Origin of the sequence: Paenibacillus nanchangensis (assembly GCF_046543445.1) — a bacterium.
Lineage (GTDB): Bacteria > Bacillota > Bacilli > Paenibacillales > Paenibacillaceae > Paenibacillus_AQ > Paenibacillus_AQ nanchangensis.
Map to the genome: position 1 here is coordinate 191,053 of NZ_JBHOFD010000007.1, position 20,321 is coordinate 211,373.

At 51.1% G+C, this 20,321-nt stretch carries 18 protein-coding genes; 12 read left to right on the plus strand and 6 right to left on the minus strand.

Annotated elements, in window-relative coordinates:
• Positions 1-305 precede the first annotated feature (305 nt).
• Positions 306-1,343 carry a CatB-related O-acetyltransferase gene (locus ACE6ED_RS07670; RefSeq protein WP_410826508.1) on the minus strand — a complete coding sequence of 346 codons (1,038 nt, stop codon included), beginning with the start codon at positions 1,341-1,343 and terminating at the stop codon, positions 306-308.
• Between the two features lie 285 nt (positions 1,344-1,628).
• On the opposite strand from ACE6ED_RS07670, the gene ACE6ED_RS07675 reads away from it, so the two are divergent.
• The 7 genes from ACE6ED_RS07675 (at position 1,629) to ACE6ED_RS07705 (ending at position 9,269) form a co-directional block, all read left to right on the plus strand.
• Positions 1,629-2,450, plus strand: a complete 822-nt coding sequence (locus tag ACE6ED_RS07675) for a phosphotransferase family protein (protein ID WP_410826509.1) — start codon at positions 1,629-1,631, stop codon at positions 2,448-2,450.
• A 19-nt stretch (positions 2,451-2,469) separates the two neighbouring features.
• Entirely contained in the window at positions 2,470-3,306 is an 837-nt protein-coding gene (locus ACE6ED_RS07680) for a hypothetical protein (protein ID WP_410826510.1), read from the plus strand.
• Between the two features lie 99 nt (positions 3,307-3,405).
• The gene (locus ACE6ED_RS07685; protein ID WP_410826511.1) at positions 3,406-4,101 is read left to right on the plus strand and encodes a response regulator transcription factor; all 696 of its coding nucleotides are present in this window, start codon (positions 3,406-3,408) and stop codon (positions 4,099-4,101) included.
• On the plus strand, positions 4,094-5,182 hold the full coding sequence (locus ACE6ED_RS07690; RefSeq protein ID WP_410826512.1) for a HAMP domain-containing sensor histidine kinase: 1,089 nt from the start codon (positions 4,094-4,096) through the stop codon (positions 5,180-5,182). The genes ACE6ED_RS07685 and ACE6ED_RS07690 overlap by 8 nt, the downstream gene beginning before the upstream one ends.
• Positions 5,183-5,261: 79 nt before the next feature.
• A complete protein-coding gene (locus tag ACE6ED_RS07695; protein WP_410826538.1) occupies positions 5,262-6,122 on the plus strand; it encodes a M15 family metallopeptidase in 861 nt (286 codons plus the stop codon).
• A gap of 154 nt (positions 6,123-6,276) precedes the next feature.
• Positions 6,277-7,257 carry a diaminopimelate dehydrogenase gene (locus ACE6ED_RS07700; protein WP_410826513.1) on the plus strand — a complete coding sequence of 327 codons (981 nt, stop codon included), beginning with the start codon at positions 6,277-6,279 and terminating at the stop codon, positions 7,255-7,257.
• Positions 7,258-7,748: 491 nt separating this feature from the next.
• Entirely contained in the window at positions 7,749-9,269 is a 1,521-nt protein-coding gene (locus tag ACE6ED_RS07705; protein WP_410826514.1) for a malate:quinone oxidoreductase, read from the plus strand.
• Between the two features lie 108 nt (positions 9,270-9,377).
• Here ACE6ED_RS07705 and ACE6ED_RS07710 read toward each other — a convergent pair whose 3' ends face one another.
• Genes ACE6ED_RS07710 through ACE6ED_RS07720 form a run of 3 tightly spaced genes read right to left on the minus strand, consistent with a single transcriptional unit; the run spans position 9,378 to position 12,023 of the window.
• On the minus strand, positions 9,378-10,328 hold the full coding sequence (locus tag ACE6ED_RS07710) for a DUF4179 domain-containing protein (RefSeq protein ID WP_410826515.1): 951 nt from the start codon (positions 10,326-10,328) through the stop codon (positions 9,378-9,380).
• A gap of 20 nt (positions 10,329-10,348) precedes the next feature.
• The gene (locus ACE6ED_RS07715; RefSeq protein ID WP_410826516.1) at positions 10,349-11,488 is read right to left on the minus strand and encodes a DUF4179 domain-containing protein; all 1,140 of its coding nucleotides are present in this window, start codon (positions 11,486-11,488) and stop codon (positions 10,349-10,351) included.
• Positions 11,472-12,023, minus strand: coding sequence for a sigma-70 family RNA polymerase sigma factor (locus ACE6ED_RS07720; protein ID WP_410826517.1), 552 nt, complete (start codon positions 12,021-12,023; stop codon positions 11,472-11,474). Before ACE6ED_RS07720 ends, ACE6ED_RS07715 begins: the two co-directional genes overlap by 17 nt.
• A gap of 152 nt (positions 12,024-12,175) precedes the next feature.
• Here ACE6ED_RS07720 and ACE6ED_RS07725 point away from each other — a divergent pair, with 152 nt between their 5' ends.
• The gene (locus ACE6ED_RS07725) at positions 12,176-12,526 is read left to right on the plus strand and encodes a hypothetical protein (RefSeq protein ID WP_410826518.1); all 351 of its coding nucleotides are present in this window, start codon (positions 12,176-12,178) and stop codon (positions 12,524-12,526) included.
• Between the two features lie 121 nt (positions 12,527-12,647).
• On the opposite strand, the gene ACE6ED_RS07730 is transcribed toward ACE6ED_RS07725, so the two are convergent.
• Both ACE6ED_RS07730 and ACE6ED_RS07735 read right to left on the minus strand, forming a co-directional pair.
• Positions 12,648-13,958: a sensor histidine kinase gene (locus ACE6ED_RS07730; protein ID WP_410826519.1), complete on the minus strand. Its 1,311-nt coding sequence runs from the start codon at positions 13,956-13,958 to the stop codon at positions 12,648-12,650.
• Positions 13,958-14,635 (minus strand): response regulator transcription factor, encoded by a 678-nt coding sequence (locus tag ACE6ED_RS07735; protein ID WP_410826520.1) that lies wholly within the window; start codon positions 14,633-14,635, stop codon positions 13,958-13,960. The genes ACE6ED_RS07730 and ACE6ED_RS07735 overlap by 1 nt, the downstream gene beginning before the upstream one ends.
• 344 nt (positions 14,636-14,979) lie before the next feature.
• On the opposite strand from ACE6ED_RS07735, the gene ACE6ED_RS07740 reads away from it, so the two are divergent.
• From ACE6ED_RS07740 to ACE6ED_RS07755, 4 genes are all read left to right on the plus strand, one after another.
• Positions 14,980-15,723: a polyphosphate polymerase domain-containing protein gene (locus ACE6ED_RS07740; protein WP_410826521.1), complete on the plus strand. Its 744-nt coding sequence runs from the start codon at positions 14,980-14,982 to the stop codon at positions 15,721-15,723.
• Complete coding sequence (locus ACE6ED_RS07745; protein WP_410826522.1) at positions 15,716-16,396, plus strand: DUF4956 domain-containing protein; 681 nt, start codon at positions 15,716-15,718, stop codon at positions 16,394-16,396. Before ACE6ED_RS07740 ends, ACE6ED_RS07745 begins: the two co-directional genes overlap by 8 nt.
• A 21-nt stretch (positions 16,397-16,417) precedes the next feature.
• Positions 16,418-18,838 (plus strand): carbohydrate-binding domain-containing protein, encoded by a 2,421-nt coding sequence (locus tag ACE6ED_RS07750; RefSeq protein WP_410826523.1) that lies wholly within the window; start codon positions 16,418-16,420, stop codon positions 18,836-18,838.
• 239 nt (positions 18,839-19,077) lie between these two features.
• Positions 19,078-19,950: a hypothetical protein gene (locus ACE6ED_RS07755; protein WP_410826524.1), complete on the plus strand. Its 873-nt coding sequence runs from the start codon at positions 19,078-19,080 to the stop codon at positions 19,948-19,950.
• Positions 19,951-20,321 lie beyond the last annotated feature (371 nt).

Genomic DNA, 20,321 nt, shown 5'->3' on the forward strand with positions numbered 1-20,321 from the left:
CGACCGGCATTAAGCCGGCCGGCTGTATTTTTGCCGCTTTCTTCTGCCGCCGCCGCGATTCTCAGCCGCTGACGTTCTAAACGGTGTGCGATCTTATCAAATCTCATAATCAGCGGCGTATTCGTGTACCGAGATTGTGGAAATAATCATCCCAGCTAGTACAAACTCCTTCCCGTTCTTAGGCATTCTTTCTCTCAGTATGTATAGTTTGTCATCTCCGCAGGTCATATTTCGGATGGCAGACGTGGTTGTGAAACGAATATCTGGATCAAGTTCTGCAAGGACATATAGCATCTTAGGTTTCCTTATGCCATTGGCGGCTTGAAGATTATGGAATCAAAGCCGGATATGCAGGTGACATCCAGCAGATTAGCAATGCACATCCGGTGTATATTCTTTAAGCTTCTATTCGTGATATAAAAATCAGCGCTTTTAAAAACAATCCTCTCATCATGACTATAACCGCTTAAAAGATTGACAACACAATCATAATTATCATATTTTTCAAAAATGTTGTGAAGCAGCGGCAGAATTTCAGCCGATGTGTCTTCATTTATGTATAAGATTAATTCAGCTCCCCCATTAGGGAACTTGCTGGCAAATTCAGAAATCACTTTTTCGCAGATCGAAAATTCGCTGTCTAAATCTACAAAAAACAAATAGCTTGGAAGGTTTGGCGCGACTCGGGGAGCTTCTAAGCCATGTAATGCATGCCAGTTTTCCTTAGCCTCATCAATGTGCTCATGAATAAATTGAGCGACACTGGAATTCAAGCTCTTTTGATTTTTGAGAATCTTTTCATCGCTCCAGTTCCACCATGCTATTGTTTGGAGCGCGTCAATCTGTTCAGAAGAAAACCGGTAACCTACGATCCGCGCCGGGTTTCCTGCAACAATCCCATAAGGAGGTACGTCTTTGGTAACCACCGAGTTTGCTGCTACTACGGCCCCGTTGTGCATGGTGACGCCCCCCATTATCGTTGCTCCAGTTCCAATCCAGCAATCGTTCTGGATGATTATTTGTCCCTTGCGATTAGTATAGGTGGGCGGCTTCCATGGAAAGCCGCTTATTCTTCCCTGGTACACCTTCTTATAATCGTGGTTCATATCAACCAGAGCTTTAATATTCCAGGAAATGGAACTATATTTCCCCACTTGGAGGTTAATTAGCTGCTCATCATGGGATAGAAACAGGTCGAGCAGTTCAAGTTCCACAATATAGCTTTCTTTATCGATAGTAAGAAGGGGAAATGTTTTACTCAGGTTATTGCTAGAGCTTAAATCCATAGTTAAAACAGTCTGCTTCTTTACAGAGTATTCTGGTACTTTAATGGTAACCTGCATTTGTACGCTCCTATTCAAAAACAGAATGTGCTTACAGATTCGATTATAGCTTGGTATCGAACCAAGCTACCAGTAAAATTAATATTTCCTGGAGCGGGACAACACGAACAGTACGCCAATTGCCGTATGGTCTTCGAGTAAAGCGATTTGTTTGTACTGAAGAGGCTGTACAGCGTAATTCCTAACGGACGGTAGATGAACTTCTAACTATTTTTATTCTCATTCTCCTGTTAATTTCGCATAATAGAGAAGGAAGCTAAGGCGGGGGGATAAGGAGAGAATGCTTTGCAGAAAATTGCCGAAGGCCGGACAGCCGAAATTTTTACATACAAGCCAGGCAGAATTTTGAAGCTTTATAGGGACGGGTTTCCGCAGGAAGCGGTGCGGTATGAATACGAAATAAACCGGCTTGTGGTTCAGCTGGGTATTTCCGCGCCGGAAGTCTACGAGAGGATCGAGTTTGAGGGCAGGCAGGGAATTGTGTATGAACGCATAGAAGGGACGACGCTGCTTCACCTGGCCGCGGCGGCCCAATCGCCGGAGGAGCTGTACCGCATCATCCTAAGCTTTGCCGGTCTTCATTACAGCATTCACAGCAGCGAACCCGAAGCAGTGGAAATACAGACTTCCGCCGCATCAATAATGAGACAGAAACACGCGCTGGCCGGCAACATCTGCAATGCTCCGCTGCTTTCCGCTAAAGAGAAAGAACAAATCATTACATACATGGAGGATCTGCCTGAGGGCAGCCGCCTATGCCATGGGGATTTTCACCCCGAAAATGTAATTAGGGGAGCCCGCACCCGGGTTATAGATTGGATGACAGGAATGACCGGCAATCCGGCGGGCGATGTCGCCCGTACACTGCTGCTGCTCCGCTGCGGAACATTGCCGGAAGAGGCGCCAGTGGCAGCCGCCCAGGCGCTTGACCGGTTACGGAATATATGGAGGGAAGCTTATTTGCAGGAATACCTCACGCTTTCCGGCCTCCAGGTCCAGGATATTGAGCGCTGGATTGTGCCGGTGGCGGCTGCAAGGCTTACGGAATGGATATCCGGAGAGGAGAAGGCGGCGCTGGTACAAATCATTAGAGAACGATTGAGTTAAAGGAATGGGGGGGAAGCGTATGCTCCAGTGGGACAGCGAAATCTGGGGGATGCTGCGGGGGCCTTATGGTTCGGCCGCGGGGGCGTCTATAATTCTGCGGCAGCTAATGGAGGAGTACAGCCAGGAGCGGATGGATGAGCTTTTTTATAATTACCTGTTTCATCAATCCACTATTTATACTGCCAGCTACGCGGCAATGCCGTACCTTGCGCAATTGGCCTGCACGACATCCGATCCTGAAGCCCGCAAAGAACTGTATATTAACTGCGGAGTAATAGAAGCCAGCCGGGAAGAGCGGGAGGCATCGCCTTATCCGGCTTCCTGGGCTGAACTGGAGGACACGGCGGGCAGTTCCGTGTGTAGGAAACTGTACCGTGAGTATATGGACGCTTTATCCCGGCTAAAAGAACTCACAGCGTCCGTGTTTTCTTATACAGCCGAGGGTATAACGGACCTTTCCGAAACACGGTATCTTCTCGCCGCCGACGCCGCATACCGGGGAGAAACCCCGCTTGCCAATATGCTGATGACCTACATTACGGGAGATGAGTATTTGCCGGAATGTACGAACTGCGGGGAAGAAATTATTGTTTGGCCCGGGAATGACCCGGCCTCTGGCGTGCTTGTGGTGTATGAGAGCGACCCCGTCTGGGATCGGAATCAGGAACCGCATCCGATCATTCCGGCGGATCGGCTGGAAACGGAGGAACTCCGCATTCTGGATGAGCGGGCCAAGGCTGCCGGTGAGCAGACGCTGGTCAGGCAGCTTCCTTATCTGGCAGGGACAACTGATTGCCTTTCCTGCGGGAAGACGATCGGATTATGGAGCGGGCTGCTCCGGCCGTTTGGTTCGTAGGAGCCCGTCTGGACCATAGGGCGTTATGCCGTTAGAATGAGAAGCGGCTGCAAATTCTGCGCTGGCACAGGCAAGCCATCTTGGAGGAGCGAGGAAACCATGAAAGGCGCCACAATTCTGATTGCGGACGACGAACGGGAAATTGCGGATCTGATTGGTCTGCATTTGGAGAAGGAGGGCTATCAGCCCATCATAGTGCCGGACGGCAAAGAAGCGCTGCGGGCGGTCCGGGAGCGGCCGGTCGATCTGGTCATTCTGGATATTATGATGCCCGGGCTGGACGGCTATGAGGTGACCCGGCAGATTCGGGAGCAGTACAGAATGCCGATTATTTTTCTCAGTGCCAAGACGTCCGATCTGGATAAAATAACCGGCCTCGTCATGGGCGCCGACGATTATATGACCAAGCCGTTTAACCCGATGGAGCTGGTCGCCCGGGTGAATGCGCAGCTGCGCCGATTCACGCAGCTGAACCAGCCGGCGGCAGACCTGCCCGCCGTCGTGGAAGCGGGAGGGTTAAGCATCGACCCCGACAAACGTACGGTTACACGCTACGGGAACAACGTTGAGCTGACGCCGAAGGAGTTCGATATTCTTTACCTGCTGGCCAGCCATCCCAAAAAAGTGTTCAGCGCCGACAATATTTTTCAGAAGGTATGGGGCGACGCTTACTACGAAGGCGGGAATACGGTGATGGTGCATATCCGCACCCTCCGGAAGAAGCTGGGCGAAGAAGCGGGCAAAAATAAATGGATCAAAACCGTCTGGGGCGTGGGGTACACGTTTAATGGCTAAAATGATGCGCAGTTTCCGGTTCCGGATGATTTCACTGCTGGGCCTCAGCATGCTGATTTCCGGGGCGATCACCTACACGCTCTACAAAGTGCTGCAGTGGTACTACCAAGGAGTCCGGAGGGAGGACCCTTTAGCGGAATACCGCCGGATGATCCGGGAATTCGGTGATTTAAATTTCTTTTTAATTGTGTTTATCCCGCTGGCCATTTTGTTTTTTTTCCTGCTCACGAAGCCGTATGCCCGGTATTTCAACGAGATTTCAGCAGGCATCCGCCGTCTTGCCGAAGGCGATTTCGACAGCCGTGTAAATGTGCCCCCGGGCGACGAGTTCGGCGACATTGCGGCCGACATTCATCTTGCCGGCGACAAGCTGCGGCAGGCGGTGGAGCGGGGGGATTTTGCCGAAAGCAGCAAGGACCGGCTGATCCTGAACCTGGCCCATGATTTGCGTACGCCGCTGACTTCGGTGTTGGGTTATCTGGATTTTATTCTGAAGGATGACGAGTTGACGAAGGAACAGGTAAAGCACTACACGACCATTGCATTCACCAAATCACGGCGGCTGGAGAAGCTGATCGACGAATTGTTTGAAATCACCCGCATGAACTACGGCAAGCTGACCGTCGAAAAAAATACACTGGATCTAAGCGAGCTGCTGACTCAATTGAACGAAGAGCTGTATCCTGTATTTGAAAAAAACGGCTTATCCGCAAGGCTGACGGTCCCCCCGCAGCTTCCGGTTGTGGCGGACGGGGAACTGCTGGCGCGTGTCTTCGAGAATCTGCTGACCAATGCGGCCCGGTACGGGAAAGACGGCCAGTTTGTCGATATACGCTGTCAGGCGGAGGGCGAAAAAGCGGTGGTTCAAGTGATCAACTACGGCCACGAGATTCCTGCGGAGGAGCTGCCCCAGCTGTTTGAGATGTTTTATACCGGGGATAAAGCCAGGACGCATCAAGAGGGAAGCACGGGTCTCGGCCTCTTTATCGCCAAAAATATAGTGGAGCAGCATAGCGGAACCATTACCGTACAAAGCGATGTCATCCGTACGGTGTTTGAGGTGCGGCTGCCGCAACTTTAAAAAAACTTAAGATTTCCCCCACTTCTTTTTAACAATTTTTTCTTACCCTGTAGGCAGGAATGGTAAGGAGGAACTGATGATGAAGAAGCGGGGTTTTTGGCTTGTCATCCTGTTTGTGCTGGGTGCCGCGGCCATCTATCAATTTCAAGACTCCCTGGGCGGGGAGACGGGAGGAGATGGACGGATCGAAGAATCCTCGCTCCGGACCGGCAGCTCCGCTATCCAGGTGACAGCGGATCAGATTTATCAAGGAGATCTGCTGCTGGTAAACAAAAAATACCCGGTGCATGAACATGGGATCAAATCCGACGTGGTCAACCTGTTCCAGCGCCAGGATCTGGTGCAGGGTTATGGTCTGTTAAATAACACGATCCGGCTGTCTGAAGAGGTAGCGGACAAATTCGGCACAATGGTTGCGGCGGCGGAGAAGGACGGAGTGCGTCATTTTTTAATCAGCAGCGGTTATCGGGATGCCGAAGAGCAGGAGCAGCTTTACAAGGAGAGAGGGGGCGACTACGCGCTTCCGGCCGGATACAGTGAACATAATCTGGGGCTGTCGCTGGATATCGGTTCGTCTGAAGGGGAAATGGGCGAAGCTCCGGAAGGCAAATGGCTGAAGAAAAACGCCTGGCGGCACGGATTTATTCTGCGTTATCCCGAAGACAAGACGGAGATCACCGGCATTCAGTACGAACCCTGGCATTTTCGTTATGTTGGCCTGCCGCACAGCGCGATCATGCAGGAGAACAACTTCACTTTGGAAGAATACCTGAGCTTCCTGAAAGACAAAGGAACCTTTTCAACCCGGGTAAACGGTGAAGCTTACGAGGTCTCCTACTACCCTATCCGCAAAAAAACCTCCGTACAGGTCCCGGAGGACCGGCGTTATACGCTGTCCGGCAACAACATCGACGGGGTAATTGTGACGGTGTATCCGTGACCAGGAGCGGAGCAGTTGAATGAATATTGTAGGGAAGGCTGCTCGAACATGGGCAGTCTTCTTTTTTGCGGAGCCGCCTGGTTTAATCCTTACATCCTTTGTTATAATGGGACAGAGGTACATAAACAATGATGAGAAGGAGATTAACTTCCCCATGGCAATTAAAGTTGGAATTGTAGGTTACGGTAACCTTGGAAAAGGCGTTCAGCAGGCAATCGCACAAAACCCGGATTTCGAATTAGTTGCCGTGTTTACGCGCAGACAACCGGACCAGCTGGTCTCCGGACAAGCTGGAGTGAAATTTGAGCATATTTCCGCAGCGGAGCGTTATGTCGGCCAAATTGACGTGATGCTGATGTGCGGCGGATCGGCTACCGACCTGCCTGAACAAACGCCGGCGATGGCCCGCTTGTTCAATACTGTAGACAGCTTCGATACACATGCCAAAATCCCTGAGTTTTTTGGCGCGGTAGATGCTGCGGCCAAGGAAAACGGCAAAGTCAGCGTAATTTCCACCGGCTGGGACCCGGGCCTGTTCTCGCTGAACCGCCTGCTGGCCCAGTCGATCCTGCCTGAAGGAACGGACTATACGTTCTGGGGAAAAGGCGTCAGCCAAGGGCATTCCGATGCGATCCGGCGTGTGCCCGGCGTAAAAGCCGGCGTGCAGTACACCGTTCCGGTCGAAGAAGTTATCGAGCGCATCCGTTCCGGTGAAACCCCGGAGCTGACGACCCGTGAGAAGCACCTGCGTCAATGCTTTGTGGTCGCGGAGGAGAATGCCGACCAGGAGGCGATCCGCGAAGCGATTGTGACGATGCCGAACTATTTTGCCGATTACGATACGACCGTCACGTTTATCACCGAAGAGCAGCTGAAGCAGGAGCACGGAGAAATGCCGCATGGCGGGTTTGTCATCCGGAGCGGCGTTACCGGGCAGGGCAAACGGCAGATCATGGAGTTCGGCCTGAAGCTGGAGAGCAATCCGGAATTTACGGCCAGCGTGCTTGTGGCGTATGCCAGAGCAGTATACCGTATGAGCAATGAAGGACAATCCGGCGCCAAAACCGTATTTGATGTTCCGTTCTCCTACCTGTCGCCCAAATCGGCGGAAGAATTGAGACGCGAGCTGCTGTAGAGGCGGCTGCGGTAATTGTTTGGCCCTGCAACACAAGCATAGAGAGTGCAATACAAGCATAGAGAGGATGCGGCTCCGTTCAACGCGGGTCAGGTGTCTGCAAAAGAGGGAGGAGCGGGTTTGAGCCGCTCCTTTTTCGTTTTTCTCAAGGCGGAACCGGTGGACGAGGGTCCCCGTACATGCCTTATGCCGCGACGCGGAAGCATTTAGAGCAGGGGAACATACAATGTTATGAGGCGAACTCCAATTTCAACAAAACAGCAAACGGGTGTCCCGGACAAAAAAAGCCATGACGAAACCTATAATGTTATTTATACTCTTACACAAAAAATTAGATAAATATTAAAATTTACAAGCAATAGTGTTAAACTAGGAACAAGATTGGTCCAAATATTAAGTGTGTGACTCGTTCGCGCGCTGGCTTGCTTTGGCGCCTAAGCAGGAGCGCCTGCATCCTTCCTGCCAAATCGTAGGGTAAAGGGACGGTAAACATGAGTAACCGACAAACGAAAACAGACGTTATTTTAATTGGTGCCGGAATCATGAGTGCAACGCTGGGATCACTGCTAAAGGAATTAGCGCCGGACTGGAGCATCAAGGTGTTCGAGCGGCGTGCAGGAGCGGGAGAAGAAAGCTCCAACGAATGGAATAACGCGGGGACGGGGCATTCGTCGCTGTGTGAGCTGAATTATACCGTCGAGCAGCCTGACGGATCTATTGATATCAGCAAAGCGGTCAAAGTTAACGAAGAGTATCAATTTTCCAAGCAATTTTGGTCTTATCTGGTGGAAAGCGGGCGGATTCGGGACCCGCGGGATTTTATTGTACCGGTTCCCCATATGAGCTTTGTCCAAGGAGAGCGGGATGTCGATTTTCTGAAAAGACGATTTAAAGCGCTCTCAAATCATCCGTTGTTTGAAGGAATGGAATTTTCCGACGAACCGGAACAGCTGAAAAAATGGATCCCGCTGATGATGCAGGACCGCAAATTGGATCAGCCGATCGCTGCAACTAGAATTGACTCCGGCACAGATGTCAACTTTGGCGCCTTAACGCGCATTTTGTTTGACCAGCTGAAAAGCCAGGATGTCGAGATGCGGTTTAATCATCAGGTGGAAGATATCAAGCGATCTGCGGACGGCGGATGGACGCTGAAGGTGCGGAATATCCAGAGCGGGGCCGTCGAACGGCACACGGCCGATTTTGTCTTCATCGGCGGCGGAGGCGGCAGTCTGCATTTGCTGCAAAAATCCGGCATCCCCGAAGGAAGGGGCATCGGCGGATTCCCGGTAAGCGGCTTGTTTATGGTCTGCCACAAGCCGGAAATTGTCTCGCAGCATCATGCCAAGGTGTACGGTAAAGCTGCGGTTGGCGCGCCGCCAATGTCGGTGCCGCATTTGGACACCCGGGTGATCGACAAGAAGGAGTCGTTGTTTTTTGGGCCGTTTGCCGGCTTTTCGCCCAAATTCCTGAAATTTGGCTCCATGTTCGATTTAATCACCTCGGTCAAACCCAACAACCTTACCACTATGCTGGCGGCAGGCGGCAAAAACATGCCGCTGACCAAATACCTGATCCAGCAAGTGATGCTCTCCAAAGAGCAGCGGATGGAGGCTCTGCGCGAGTTCGTGCCAAACGCAAAAAGCGAGGATTGGGAGCTGGTGGTGGCGGGGCAGCGCGTGCAAATTATTAAGGACACCGCTGCCGGTAAAGGCACCCTGCAGTTTGGAACCGAGGTCATCAGTGCCGCAGACGGCTCGATCGCCGCGCTGCTTGGGGCTTCTCCGGGGGCTTCCACCGCGGTCTCCGTCATGCTTGAAGTGGTCGGCAAGTGCTTCCCGCAGCATCTGAAGGCGTGGGAGCCGAAGATTAAAGAGATGATTCCTGCCTACGGGGTATCGCTGCTTCAGAATCCGGAGCTGATGCGCCAGATTCAGCGGTCCACCTCGCGGACGCTTGGTTTATCCAGCGAACCCGAAGAAAACGAGAGCAAGACGCCTGTATATCATTAAAACATGCTCCCCATACAGCAACAGGGTTGTATTACTTCACCTGTCTACTTTATGGGGAGCATATCATATTGACTATTGGGGGGGCCTCTTTGCTGGTCCGCAATCGTCTTATTTTTTTATGGAAAGAGTGAGTTCCGAATCTTGCAGATAAACCTTCTTCGGAGCCCCCTTGCCGTCTGTTTCTAAGCTATACGGTTTCACCACAACAGAGCTGGGAGCGGCTGCAAAGGAAGCGTAGGTCATATCGAAGTAGCGTTGATTTTTAACGACGCCATCCCATGTCTGCAGCAAAGGGGTCCGTATCGTTCCCTTATTGTCCGCGATATCGAATCTTAAGTAGTTTAAGTCCTTGACCAGCTTATGAGAGCCTTGCGCAATGATCTCTAACCGGCTCGAATAAGGCGTCAGCTCTACGCGTTTCACGGTATAGCTCAAATTCCCTGTCTTCTTAACAACGGCTTTATTTAAAACTGTATTTTGTGCAGCTTGTTTTTTGACCGGCACTTTGAAGGTGAAGGGATCTTTCACGCCCGATACGTAAGCTTTGACCGTAAGTTCAAATTGGTTGGGAAGAAACACGGTTCGTGGACCTTTACTGGATTGGTCATTAAAAGAGATCACCAAACTGTTACCGTCTTTCATCGACAATCTTCCGTAAGAACTCTGCTCCTGTTTTTTTCCGTTGACATAAACCTCGGAATACAGCAAAACTCCTTTTTTATCAGAATTGACCAAATCATCCAGCGTTGCTTCAAGATCGTTACCCTCTCTTTGCAAAGCGAACGAAACTCTGGCTCCGTCATAAAGATAATCGGTCAACTTTAATGTGATGCCATCCTTGGTCACTTTTTGATTTTGAACCTTTACGGCTCCTTGTTTTGCCGCTTTTAAGAGACCCGCATCTTCTTTGGCCCATGCAAAAAGACTTTGTGTAGAAGCGGATTCTTGTTTCGCCGCAGTAGCCGAAACCGTATTGGACAAGGCTGGTCCGCCTGCGGTTAAAAACGAAGCGACAAGCAGGACCGCGGCAATTTTGCTTTGTATTCGTTTGCTGCTCATGATGTTTAGCTCCTCCCAAATTATTTATTGCTCAATTGAATCGTCATTTCCAAATCTTCATGATAGGTTTTTTCTTTTTCTCCGGCTACCGTCCAGTCCGATTTTTTGACCGTATAGGTATAGGGTCTGACCGTAATAGACTTTGGTGTCGTTTTGAACGGGCTGTACAGCTCTTCATCATGATATTGATCTTTTGGCGCTTCTTGATAGAACGGGAGCAGAATTTGTTCGATTGGATTTCCGTTATCATCTACAATATCAAAATACATTTTGCTGGCCGCGTACTCGCCCGTTTGTTTCTCAGTCACGGGGACGGTACCTTTACTGTCGATAACCACTTTGGTGGAGCCGGGAGTAAGCTGAACCTGTTTAACCGTATAACTGAAATCGCCTTTGCTCATGGTTTTTTCCGGCTGAACGGAAAGAGTTGGCTGAACTTTGGCAATCGGGATTTTAAGTTCGAAAGGTTCATCCACCTGTGTAACTTTGGCTACTAGCGTCAACTCAAATTGGTCTGGAAGATTGGCCTCCTCGAGTCCTTTTCTTACGTTGAAAATAAAGGCGTTTTTCTGATTGGGAACTTCCCCGCTGTCGATCGCCAACCCGCTCACCGGCTTGCCGTCAACGATGGCTTCCATACTGGAACGCCAGTCGATATAACCTTTTACTTTCTCGCTTTTATCGATGGTTCTCCAAGGCATCATGACATCCTGCAGCTCCACTCCTTCGCGGATGATCGATACGCTTAAACGATTTCCATCGTAATAAGCTTCCGACACCTTCAGGGTGATGCCATCGTGCGTCACACTTTCATTTGGGGTGGACAGAAGTCCCTTTTCGGCGGCTAAGCGAAGGCTTGGGTCCTCACTTTTGAATATACCTCCAATCAAAGGAAGGTTCTCCAAGGTTGCCGCCATGGCCGGAGATACAAAGCCCGAACCGATAACGGCTCCTCCCAATACAAACGTTGCTGCGGCGGTAAGTCCAAGTCTTTTTACCATTTTCATATTAATAACAGCCCCTCTTTGATGATTTGTTTTGCCCATATCTTGTTCCATAATCATTTGATAGGTTTTATCCAATCTTTGACGCGTATTTTGGGGCAGTTGATTAGGCTGCCGGGAACGCAATTTTGATAATTCCTCAGTAAACTGTTCCATAGCTTATTTTTCCCTCCTTCTGATCTTGCTGATCTTTATAAGACTGCTGCAGCTTTTGACGAGCGCGAAATAGCCGTGTTTTTACGGCAGCCGGCGTCAGCTGCAAAATGTTGGCTATTTGATTGATACTCATATCCTGGTAGTAATGGAGGACAACCACAATCATTAGATTTTCGTCGAGACGGTCCACCGCATCCCGTAAATCCACTGCAGAATATTCATTGCTTTGCGAACCGCCGAATAGCGTTGTATCGCTGATGGCCACGGTTCTTTTGTTTCTCTCCAGGATTTTTAGACATTCATTGATTAAAATTCGAAAGATCCATGTTTTGAAATAAGAAGGCTCCCGCAAAGTATGAATCGATCTGAATGCTTTTAAGATCGCCTCCTGCATGGCATCATCACAATCTTCCGGTCTTTTGACGATCGCCCAGGCAGTTTGATAGAGCTGCAGTTCCGTCTGTTTCATCAATTCAACAAAGGCCTCACGATCTCCGGCTATGGCTAACCGTATGTTTTCCTCACTAAGTTCCAAGGGTTTCACCTCTTCTCTCTTTTAAATCGAATATTAGATCGGCCAATGGGCCGGAAGGTTTCATCCCTTTTTTTTCGTTCATTCAGAATTTCGGGATTAAAAGCGAATGGAATCAAGCGGATAAATTATACACCCTGAGAGGGGAACGCTTGATGCAAACCTCCAAGGTTAAAAACTGGGAGGAGCTTGACCGTTTTGTATCCTTACCTGCTGCTGATTCCAATGCCTTTCTTCCGGTGTCTTACAGCTACGACGCGGCAAAAAATAAAGTGACGTTAAAGTCAAAAAATATCTCGGGGAGGGATATCGCAGAGGGACAAGAAGATGTGCATCCGTATTTTATCTTTGGCGAATCAGCACAATTCGATAATAAAAACCGGCCGCGGCCGTTTGTTAAAAAGGATGGGATAGTCGAAAGCTCATGGACATTTAATCCGGGCATAATTAACGGAGTGCGGGAAACACTGCAGTATATTCTTGTCCAAGGAAGAGTGCTGAAATAAAGACCACAGGCCGGTTGGGGATAGCTCCCTAACCGGCCTGTGTTTTTTTCTGTATTTCAGACTGCCTTGCTGCCACCGAATTCTCATCACGCCTGCCGCGCGGGCAATCTGCTTCCGCCCACTAGGACAAATGCACATAAAAGGTTGCCGACTCGCCGTATACGCTTTTGGCGTAAATTTTGCCTTTATGCTGTTCGACGATCGACTTCGCAATCGCCAGTCCAAGCCCGTGCCCGCCCTGCTTGCGCGACCTGGAGGTGTCGGTCCGGTAAAAACGGTCGAAAATCCGGGACAGATGCTCCGGCGCAATGCCTTCCCCGGTATTGGTTACCGCCAGCACAACCTCGTTATGCTGCTTGTTCAGCGTAAGGCGGACCTTGCCGCCGGGACCCGAGTATTTCACGGCATTATCGAGCAGGATCATGACGACCTGCTGAATCTGCACGCTGTTTCCCTGGATGCTCAGATGCGGTTCAATGTTATATTCGAGCGCAATACTTTTTTCGAAGATCACGGCTTCCATCGTCAAAATCAGGTTTTCCACCGTCTCGCTGAGGTCAAACGCGGCATGCAGCATCCCCGTGCGGGACTCTTCCATCTCGGTCAGGTAAAGCAGGTCGCTTGTCAGTTTGGACATACGCTCTGTTTCCGAACGGATGTAATGCAGCCACTTCGACTGCTGCCGGATGGTATCGTCCGGGTTCGCGAGCAGCACGTCCGTGTTGGTCTGGATCACCGCAAGCGGGGTTTTTAGCTCATGGGATGCGTCGGCAATAAACTGCTTCTGTTTATCAAAAGCTTCCTGAACCGGCCGGATCGACCGGTTGGCAAAATAGCGGCTCGCAAAATACAAAATCAGCAGCATAACACTCCCCACAACGGTGAAGGTGTAAATCATGTTGGTGAGAATATCCTGGCGGGCGGTGATATCCAAAAAGACCAGCATATACCCGTCCGCAGCCGGCTGTACTTCGTATATCCAATGACTGCCGTCCAGGGTGAAGGTCCCCGTGTTTTTGGCCTGGGAGACGGCTTCCTGCAGCGCTTGGTCGTAGAATGTCTCGTCCATGGTGAACCGGGAGACAGGATCCCCCGTACGGTTCCACTGCGCATCTGTGCGGATCATAAAAGAGACCGAGCGGTCTGGCGGAGCGCCATCGCCCTCCATCCCTCCGCCATCCGGCATAAACTTTACGCCTCCGCCTGTCCCATCGCGCTGGCGATCGGCCACGCCTCCAAGGCCGCCTCCCATCCCGTCTCCGATCCCGCCGGGCTTTTGGTAGGTGCCGACGGCCCGCCGCAGATCCATATTAATATCGGTCTGCACCCCCCGATAGGTGATGATGTAGAGAGCTGCAAAAGCGACGAGCATAATAACCGAAATGGTGACCAGATTGACGATCAGGAACCGGTTTCTGAGCTTCTTGAACATCAGGAGCCTCCCTCCAGCACGTAGCCGACGTTTCGGATGGTGCTGATGCGTACGGCGGAACCGAGAAAGGTCAATTTTTTACGAAGAAACGAGATATAGACTTCCACATTGTTATGCTCCGCCTCGGAATCAAATCCCCACAGCTTCTCAATAATCTGTTCTTTGGAGGTTGCCGCCTGCTTCCGTGTCATGAGCAGCTCCAGTAGTTCGCTTTCCTTCAGATTCAACTTCATTTCTTTACCGCCTACCGTCAGTCGCAAGTTGGTTGTATTCAGCTCCAAATCCCCGTACTTAAGCGCGTCATCCGGCAGCACCTCTCCTCTGCGGCGCAGCACCGCCCGCATCCGGGCCAGCAGCTCTTCCGTCGAAAACGGCTTGGCGATATAATCATCGGCCCCATAATCCAGACCGGTTACCATATCCGTAATTTCCCCTTTGGCGGTCAAAAAAATAACGGGTGTCGCCACTCCCTGACTGCGCAGCTTGCGCAGCACGCTGATCCCGTCCATCTCCGGCATCATAATATCCAGCAGCAGCAGATCGTAGATTCCGCTAAGCGCATAATCCAGCCCCGCACTGCCGTCGTGGACCGCGTCCACGGAATAGTTGTGTTTTTTCAATATTTGCGTCACGGCTTCGGCCAGATGCACCTCGTCCTCCACAATCAATATTCTCATCGTTTGTCATCCTCTGCTCTTTGGTGAACTTCTAAGGCTGATGCCATTATAGCAAGGTTACCTTTAATGAGCCTTAATGAATTCGAGATTCGCACAGGGAGCGCAGATTTAGATTTACGCTGATTTTTTGGGCGTCAGCCTGCTTTTTATGCGCTTCTCTTGCCGATTCAATCGCGTTCTTTCATCTAATGCCCGTACCCGGCCAATCTCCCCCATCGCCATCCCGTGCAGAAATGTTAACCCTATGTAAAATCATTTAAGTTTCGCTAAAGGTTGGGGCGCTAAGATACGGACATGAGCAAGAGAGCACAGCGACAAATTGAACGAAGAAAGGAATGAATTCCATGGCGATTGAGGTATTCAACCGGTATGAAAACAAATACGTGTTCGATGATGCAGCCTACCGCAGACTGTATGCAGAGCTGCTGGATTATATGGAGCCGGATGACTACAACAAGCAGCACGAATTTTACTCCATTACTAACCTGTATTATGACACACCCTCCAACTCCTTGATCCGCAATAGTCTTTCGAAACCGAAGTATAAGGAGAAACTACGCCTCCGGGCGTACGGCGTACCGGAACGGGACACGAAGGTGTACCTCGAAATTAAGAAAAAAGTATGCGGGCTGGTCAATAAACGCAGAACTTCGCTGCTGCTGCAGGAGGCCTACGATTTTGTCCGGACCGGCCAAGCTCCGGAGTACAAGGACTACATGAACAAGCAGGTGATCGAGGAAATCAAATACTTCCTGACCTGCTATGAGCTGGAACCCAAGGTTTATCTGTCCTATGACCGCAAGGCGCTGTTTTGCAAACAAAGCCGCGACCTTCGCATTACCTTCGACACGAACATCCGGAGCCGGCGGTATGATCTCAAGCTGGAACGCGGCACCCATGGCGAACCGCTGCTGGCGCCCGGCCAATGGCTGATGGAAGTGAAGGCGGAGAAGACCATTCCGGTCTGGTTGTCCAAAATGCTCTCCGAGCACCGGATGTACCGTACCGGGTTCTCCAAATACGGCAATGAATACAAAAAAACGATTCAAAACAGCAGATTAGAAAGTGAGAGTGTGCGGTATGCTTGATTCTATTTTTTCCACAGCTTCGGCTGATTCCACCCTGTCGTTCGGGAGCGCGGTGCTGACGATTCTGATGTCGCTGGTGCTTGGCGCGCTGATCAGCTTCACCTATATGAAGACAAGTCCGGGTTATTCGCAAAGCTTCACGCTTACGATGGTGCTGCTGCCGGTTATTGTGGCCATCATCATTCTGCTGATCGGCAGCAATGTGGCCAGAGCGTTCAGTCTGGCCGGGGCATTTTCGATTATCCGTTTCCGCAGCGCGCCCGGCGATCCGAAGGATATCACGTTTGTCCTGTTCACCATGGCGTCCGGGCTGGCCTGCGGCGTAGGCGCTTTTGGATACGCGGCACTGTTTACCGTTATTTTGTGCATCATTATGGTCGTTTTGAACCGCACAGGCTTTGGCCTGAAAAAGACACAGGAAAAGACGCTGAAGGTTACGATTCCCGAGAACCTGGGGTATGAGGAGGCTTTTGCCGAAGTGTTTGCTAAATTTAGTGTCGGCTATGAACTGAAAAAGGTCCGTACTACTGAGCTAGGAAGTCTCTACGAGTTGGTGTACACCGTTACGCTTAACGAAAATACAAGCCAAAAGGCATTTCTGGACGCCATCCGTACCCGGAATGGCAACCTGGATTTGTCGCTGACGATGAGTCCGACACTTACGGAATACTAAGATTAAGAAGGGATGAAGGATATGAATAAATGGATGATAGGCGGTAAAGCGGGATTGGTGATGCTTTTGGCTGCGGCAATGACAGCTTGCGGAGCGGCGAATACGGCCTCCACTTCAGTGAAAGCGGAGGCGGCTGCGGTGACGGCTGCGGCTGCGGCCAGCGGTACGGCGGCTGCGGTTCAGCCGGTTAACGTCAATACCGCGGACCTCGTTACCTTTGACGAGGACGACACCTCCGCGCAGTGGAGCGCCGATAGCTCTACTTCCATCGCTTTCAGCGGAACGACGGTTGCGGTGAGCGGTGCAGGAGCGGTATCCTCCAATGGCGTAGTGAAGATTACAGCGGGGGGCACGTATGTGCTAACCGGCACATTAAGCGAGGGACAGGTTGTTGTTGACGTTCAGGACGACAGCAATGTGCATCTGGTGCTGAACGGCGTGGATCTGCATAACAGCAGCAGCGCGCCGGTCTATATCAAGGAAGCGGGCAAAGTCATTATGACGCTGCAGGGCGGCACAAACAACAGTGTATCGGACGGAAAAACCTATGTGTTTGAGGATGAAACGACCGATGAGCCAAGCGCGGCGATTTTCAGTAAAGCCGATCTGACGATCAACGGAACCGGCTCCCTGTCGGTTGAAGCTAATTACAAAGACGGTATTACCGGCAAGGATGACGTAAAAATCGTCTCAGGTGTTATTGAGGTCCAGGCCGCAGACGATGGTATCGTAGGGAAAGACTTGGTCGCCATTAAGGATGGAAGCTTCACAATCCGCGCCGAAGGCGACGGCATCAAATCGACGAATAGCGAGGAAGCGGATACAGGGTTTATCGCCATCTCGGCGGGCACATTCGATATTGAGGCAGGCAATGACGGCATTCAGGCCGAAACCCGGCTTGTCGCCGATAACGGCACTTACAAGATTTTGACCGGCGGCGGCAGTGTAAATGCCGAGGTGAAGGCGGAAAATGACTTTGGCGGCAGGGGCGGCGGAATGTTCGGCGGCCGAGACGGGCAGCTTCCTCCTGACGGCACCGTCCCAGGGGATGGGACAGTTCCTCCTGAACCGCCTGTAGGCTCGCAGTCCGGTACGGCGCCCGCTGCTCCGCAGACAGCGGACTCGGCAGCGAATAACGGAGCGGCTTCGGCAGCCCCGGCGGCAAGTAACGGAACAGAGGGTACGGCCTCGGCAGCATCTGGCGCGGAGACAACCCGACAGGCAGACGGCACCGGGTCCACCGGTTCCACGGCAGCAGAGAGTGAATCGGCCAGCGCAAAAGGCCTGAAGGCTGGCGGGGATCTGGTCCTGAACGGCGGAGGTTACACTATTGATTCCAAAGACGATGCGCTGCACAGCAACAGCAGTGTTTCGGTCACCGGCGGAGAACTGGAGATTGCGGCAGGCGACGACGGCGTGCACGCTGACAATGTAACGGCGATCTCCGGCGGTAAGATCAACATTACAAAGAGTTATGAAGGCATTGAGGGCGGAAATATCGTGATATCCGGCGGCGAGACGCATGTGACCGCATCGGATGACGGCGTGAATGTGGCCGGTGGTAATGATGCGAATGCTGCGGCAGGGACAGCCAGACAGGATGAATTCAGCAGCACCGGCAGCCATCTCCTGACTCTTAGCGGCGGTTACCTCTACGTGAATGCGGCTGGAGACGGACTGGATTCCAACGGTTCGATGACCATGAGCGGCGGTACAGTTGTAGTGAACGGTCCGACAAACGACGGCAACGGGGCGTTGGATTACGACGGCACCTTTGAGGTCACCGGCGGAGATCTGATTGTAGCGGGCAGCGCAGGCATGGCCCAAGCGCCTTCCGATGAGTCCGGACAACCAGCGGTAAGCATGACCTTTACGGACTCGCAAAAGGCCGGTACACTGGTCCATCTGCAGGACACCGCAGGCAACACGGTCGCGACTTTTGCACCGGCTAAAGATTTCCGCAGCCTCGTCATCAGCTCCTCCAAGCTGAAAGTAGGCACAACGTATACGCTGTCGACAGGCGGAACTTCGACAGGGACCGCGGTGGACGGACGATATACCGGCGGCGCCTATAACGGCGGAAGCGAGGTGGTCACATTTAAGCTTGAGAGTACCGTAACCTGGGTGAACGAGTCCGGGGTGACTACCGCCAATACGGGACGCGGCATGGGCGGCATGGGCGGCGGACGTCCGCAGCGCGGCATGCAGGGCGGGACTGGCGACACCGGCAGTGCGGGGGGTGCGGGAAGCACAGGGAGCAGCGGTAGCAGCACCAGTGGTACTGGAAGCGGCAGTAGCGGCAGCACTGGAAGCGGCAATGGCGGTACGGATAGCGGAACGGGCGGCTTAGGCAGCACGAGCAGCGCGGGAAACACCAGTAGTACCGGAAACACCGGCAGCTCCAGTAACGGGACGAGCAGCGGAACGGAAAGTTCCATATAAGGCGTAAGCGAGGAACAATAGAAAAACGGATAGGTCTGATAACAGAACATTCTACAGAACGTATGAGGGATTCCGGCGCCGTGGCGTTGGAGTCCCTTTTTTGTATAAGCAAAACCGCGCTGTGTAAATTTCCCAGATGCAATGATACTTTTTGGAATGAAATGCGTCTAACAACATGGATAAGGATATTACCCAATGCGCGCAGTTTGCTGCGAGCCTGAAAGGTGAGGAAGCGGAACATGAAAAAAATCGCTAATTTTTTGATGGTTTTGTTGGTTATAACATCTATACTGGGGTGCAGCAATAACACGGATTCCAACGAACCGCTTAATCAGAATAACGTATCTCAAAGCGAAAGCGGAAACTCTATGGCACAAAAGGTTGTTGTCAATGAAAGAGTAGAAAACAACAGTTCACACCATTCTTTCGACTCTTCGATGTACTACGCTGCAGCCAGCTACCCAACCATAAATAACACGGACAACAAAGTGATTTGGAAAGAAGGGAAGGTAGTGCTTACTGCCGCAATTTCTAAGGCAGAGGGTGAGCAGGCTTTCGAGTCCAATACAGTGATAAGTTCTATAACTGTTGCAGGCAGCAACGGGAATCATACCATTGAGCTTGCTAAGAAGCCATTAGGCATTCATTCAGTGAGCTTATCGAATAACAATCAACTAGCTGTTCATGTGCGGGATCACGAAGGCTCAAGATTAATAATTTTGAATCTCTTAAGCGGAAAACAAATAATGCTAAATGATATTCAGAACAAAGGGATTTCCAGTGAAAAAATAGATAGTTATAATTGGTCCCCCGATGGGAATACCATAGCCTTTGGCACTGGTGACATAGGCTCTAGTTACATAGCATTGTACAATACCGAGGATAACCGTTATTCGGAACTTTCTAAAAATGACTACAGGCTGATTACCTCAGTAGCTTGGCATAAAGACGGGCAAGGGTTCGACTTCTTAAGTATGCCGGATGACGCTGAGAATCCAGCGATTCTTTACCGGTTTTCATTAAAAGATAATTCAATCAGCAAGGTGTCCGACCACCTTACTGAAGCCGAACAAGCAAGCTTAACGAAATATCAGCCGCAAAAGATACAATAGACAGAGGTCTTCCCGGACCCAGCGGACGTTATTTCTGAAATTCTTGGCTTTTTGGTATGCCTTGCGGACTCCAGATCCGTTATTCCTACCAAAAACATCCAAACGATGGATCCTCCGCGTAAATAAAATTCCTGTAGGTGCTAACATTTGGCCTTTGAAATAAATCTACTGGCGCCCGCGCCCTAAAAGGAGATAAACAATGTCCTCGACTGCCGCTGTTGCCGTTTTACTTACGTTTCCCACACACAGAACGCGATACAGAGGTCTTCCCGGACCCAGCGGACGTTATTTCTGAAATTCTTGGCCTTTTGGGTTGCCTTGCGGACTCCAGATCCGTTATTCGTACCGAAAACATCCAAACGATGAATTTT

Excerpts from the sequence above, each read along its gene's own strand:
- ACE6ED_RS07670 (WP_410826508.1), bottom strand. The coding sequence starts at position 1,343 with ATGCAGGTTACCATTAAAGTACCAGAATACTCTGTAAAGAAGCAGACT.
- ACE6ED_RS07680 (WP_410826510.1), top strand. The coding sequence starts at position 2,470 with ATGCTCCAGTGGGACAGCGAAATCTGGGGGATGCTGCGGGGGCCTTAT.
- ACE6ED_RS07685 (WP_410826511.1), top strand. The coding sequence starts at position 3,406 with ATGAAAGGCGCCACAATTCTGATTGCGGACGACGAACGGGAAATTGCG.
- ACE6ED_RS07690 (WP_410826512.1), top strand. The coding sequence starts at position 4,094 with ATGGCTAAAATGATGCGCAGTTTCCGGTTCCGGATGATTTCACTGCTG.
- ACE6ED_RS07695 (WP_410826538.1), top strand. The coding sequence starts at position 5,262 with ATGAAGAAGCGGGGTTTTTGGCTTGTCATCCTGTTTGTGCTGGGTGCC.
- ACE6ED_RS07700 (WP_410826513.1), top strand. The coding sequence starts at position 6,277 with ATGGCAATTAAAGTTGGAATTGTAGGTTACGGTAACCTTGGAAAAGGC.
- ACE6ED_RS07705 (WP_410826514.1), top strand. The coding sequence starts at position 7,749 with ATGAGTAACCGACAAACGAAAACAGACGTTATTTTAATTGGTGCCGGA.
- ACE6ED_RS07710 (WP_410826515.1), bottom strand. The coding sequence starts at position 10,328 with ATGAGCAGCAAACGAATACAAAGCAAAATTGCCGCGGTCCTGCTTGTC.
- ACE6ED_RS07715 (WP_410826516.1), bottom strand. The coding sequence starts at position 11,488 with ATGGAACAGTTTACTGAGGAATTATCAAAATTGCGTTCCCGGCAGCCT.
- ACE6ED_RS07725 (WP_410826518.1), top strand. The coding sequence starts at position 12,176 with ATGCAAACCTCCAAGGTTAAAAACTGGGAGGAGCTTGACCGTTTTGTA.
- ACE6ED_RS07730 (WP_410826519.1), bottom strand. The coding sequence starts at position 13,958 with ATGTTCAAGAAGCTCAGAAACCGGTTCCTGATCGTCAATCTGGTCACC.
- ACE6ED_RS07735 (WP_410826520.1), bottom strand. The coding sequence starts at position 14,635 with ATGAGAATATTGATTGTGGAGGACGAGGTGCATCTGGCCGAAGCCGTG.
- ACE6ED_RS07740 (WP_410826521.1), top strand. The coding sequence starts at position 14,980 with ATGGCGATTGAGGTATTCAACCGGTATGAAAACAAATACGTGTTCGAT.
- ACE6ED_RS07745 (WP_410826522.1), top strand. The coding sequence starts at position 15,716 with ATGCTTGATTCTATTTTTTCCACAGCTTCGGCTGATTCCACCCTGTCG.
- ACE6ED_RS07750 (WP_410826523.1), top strand. The coding sequence starts at position 16,418 with ATGAATAAATGGATGATAGGCGGTAAAGCGGGATTGGTGATGCTTTTG.
- ACE6ED_RS07755 (WP_410826524.1), top strand. The coding sequence starts at position 19,078 with ATGAAAAAAATCGCTAATTTTTTGATGGTTTTGTTGGTTATAACATCT.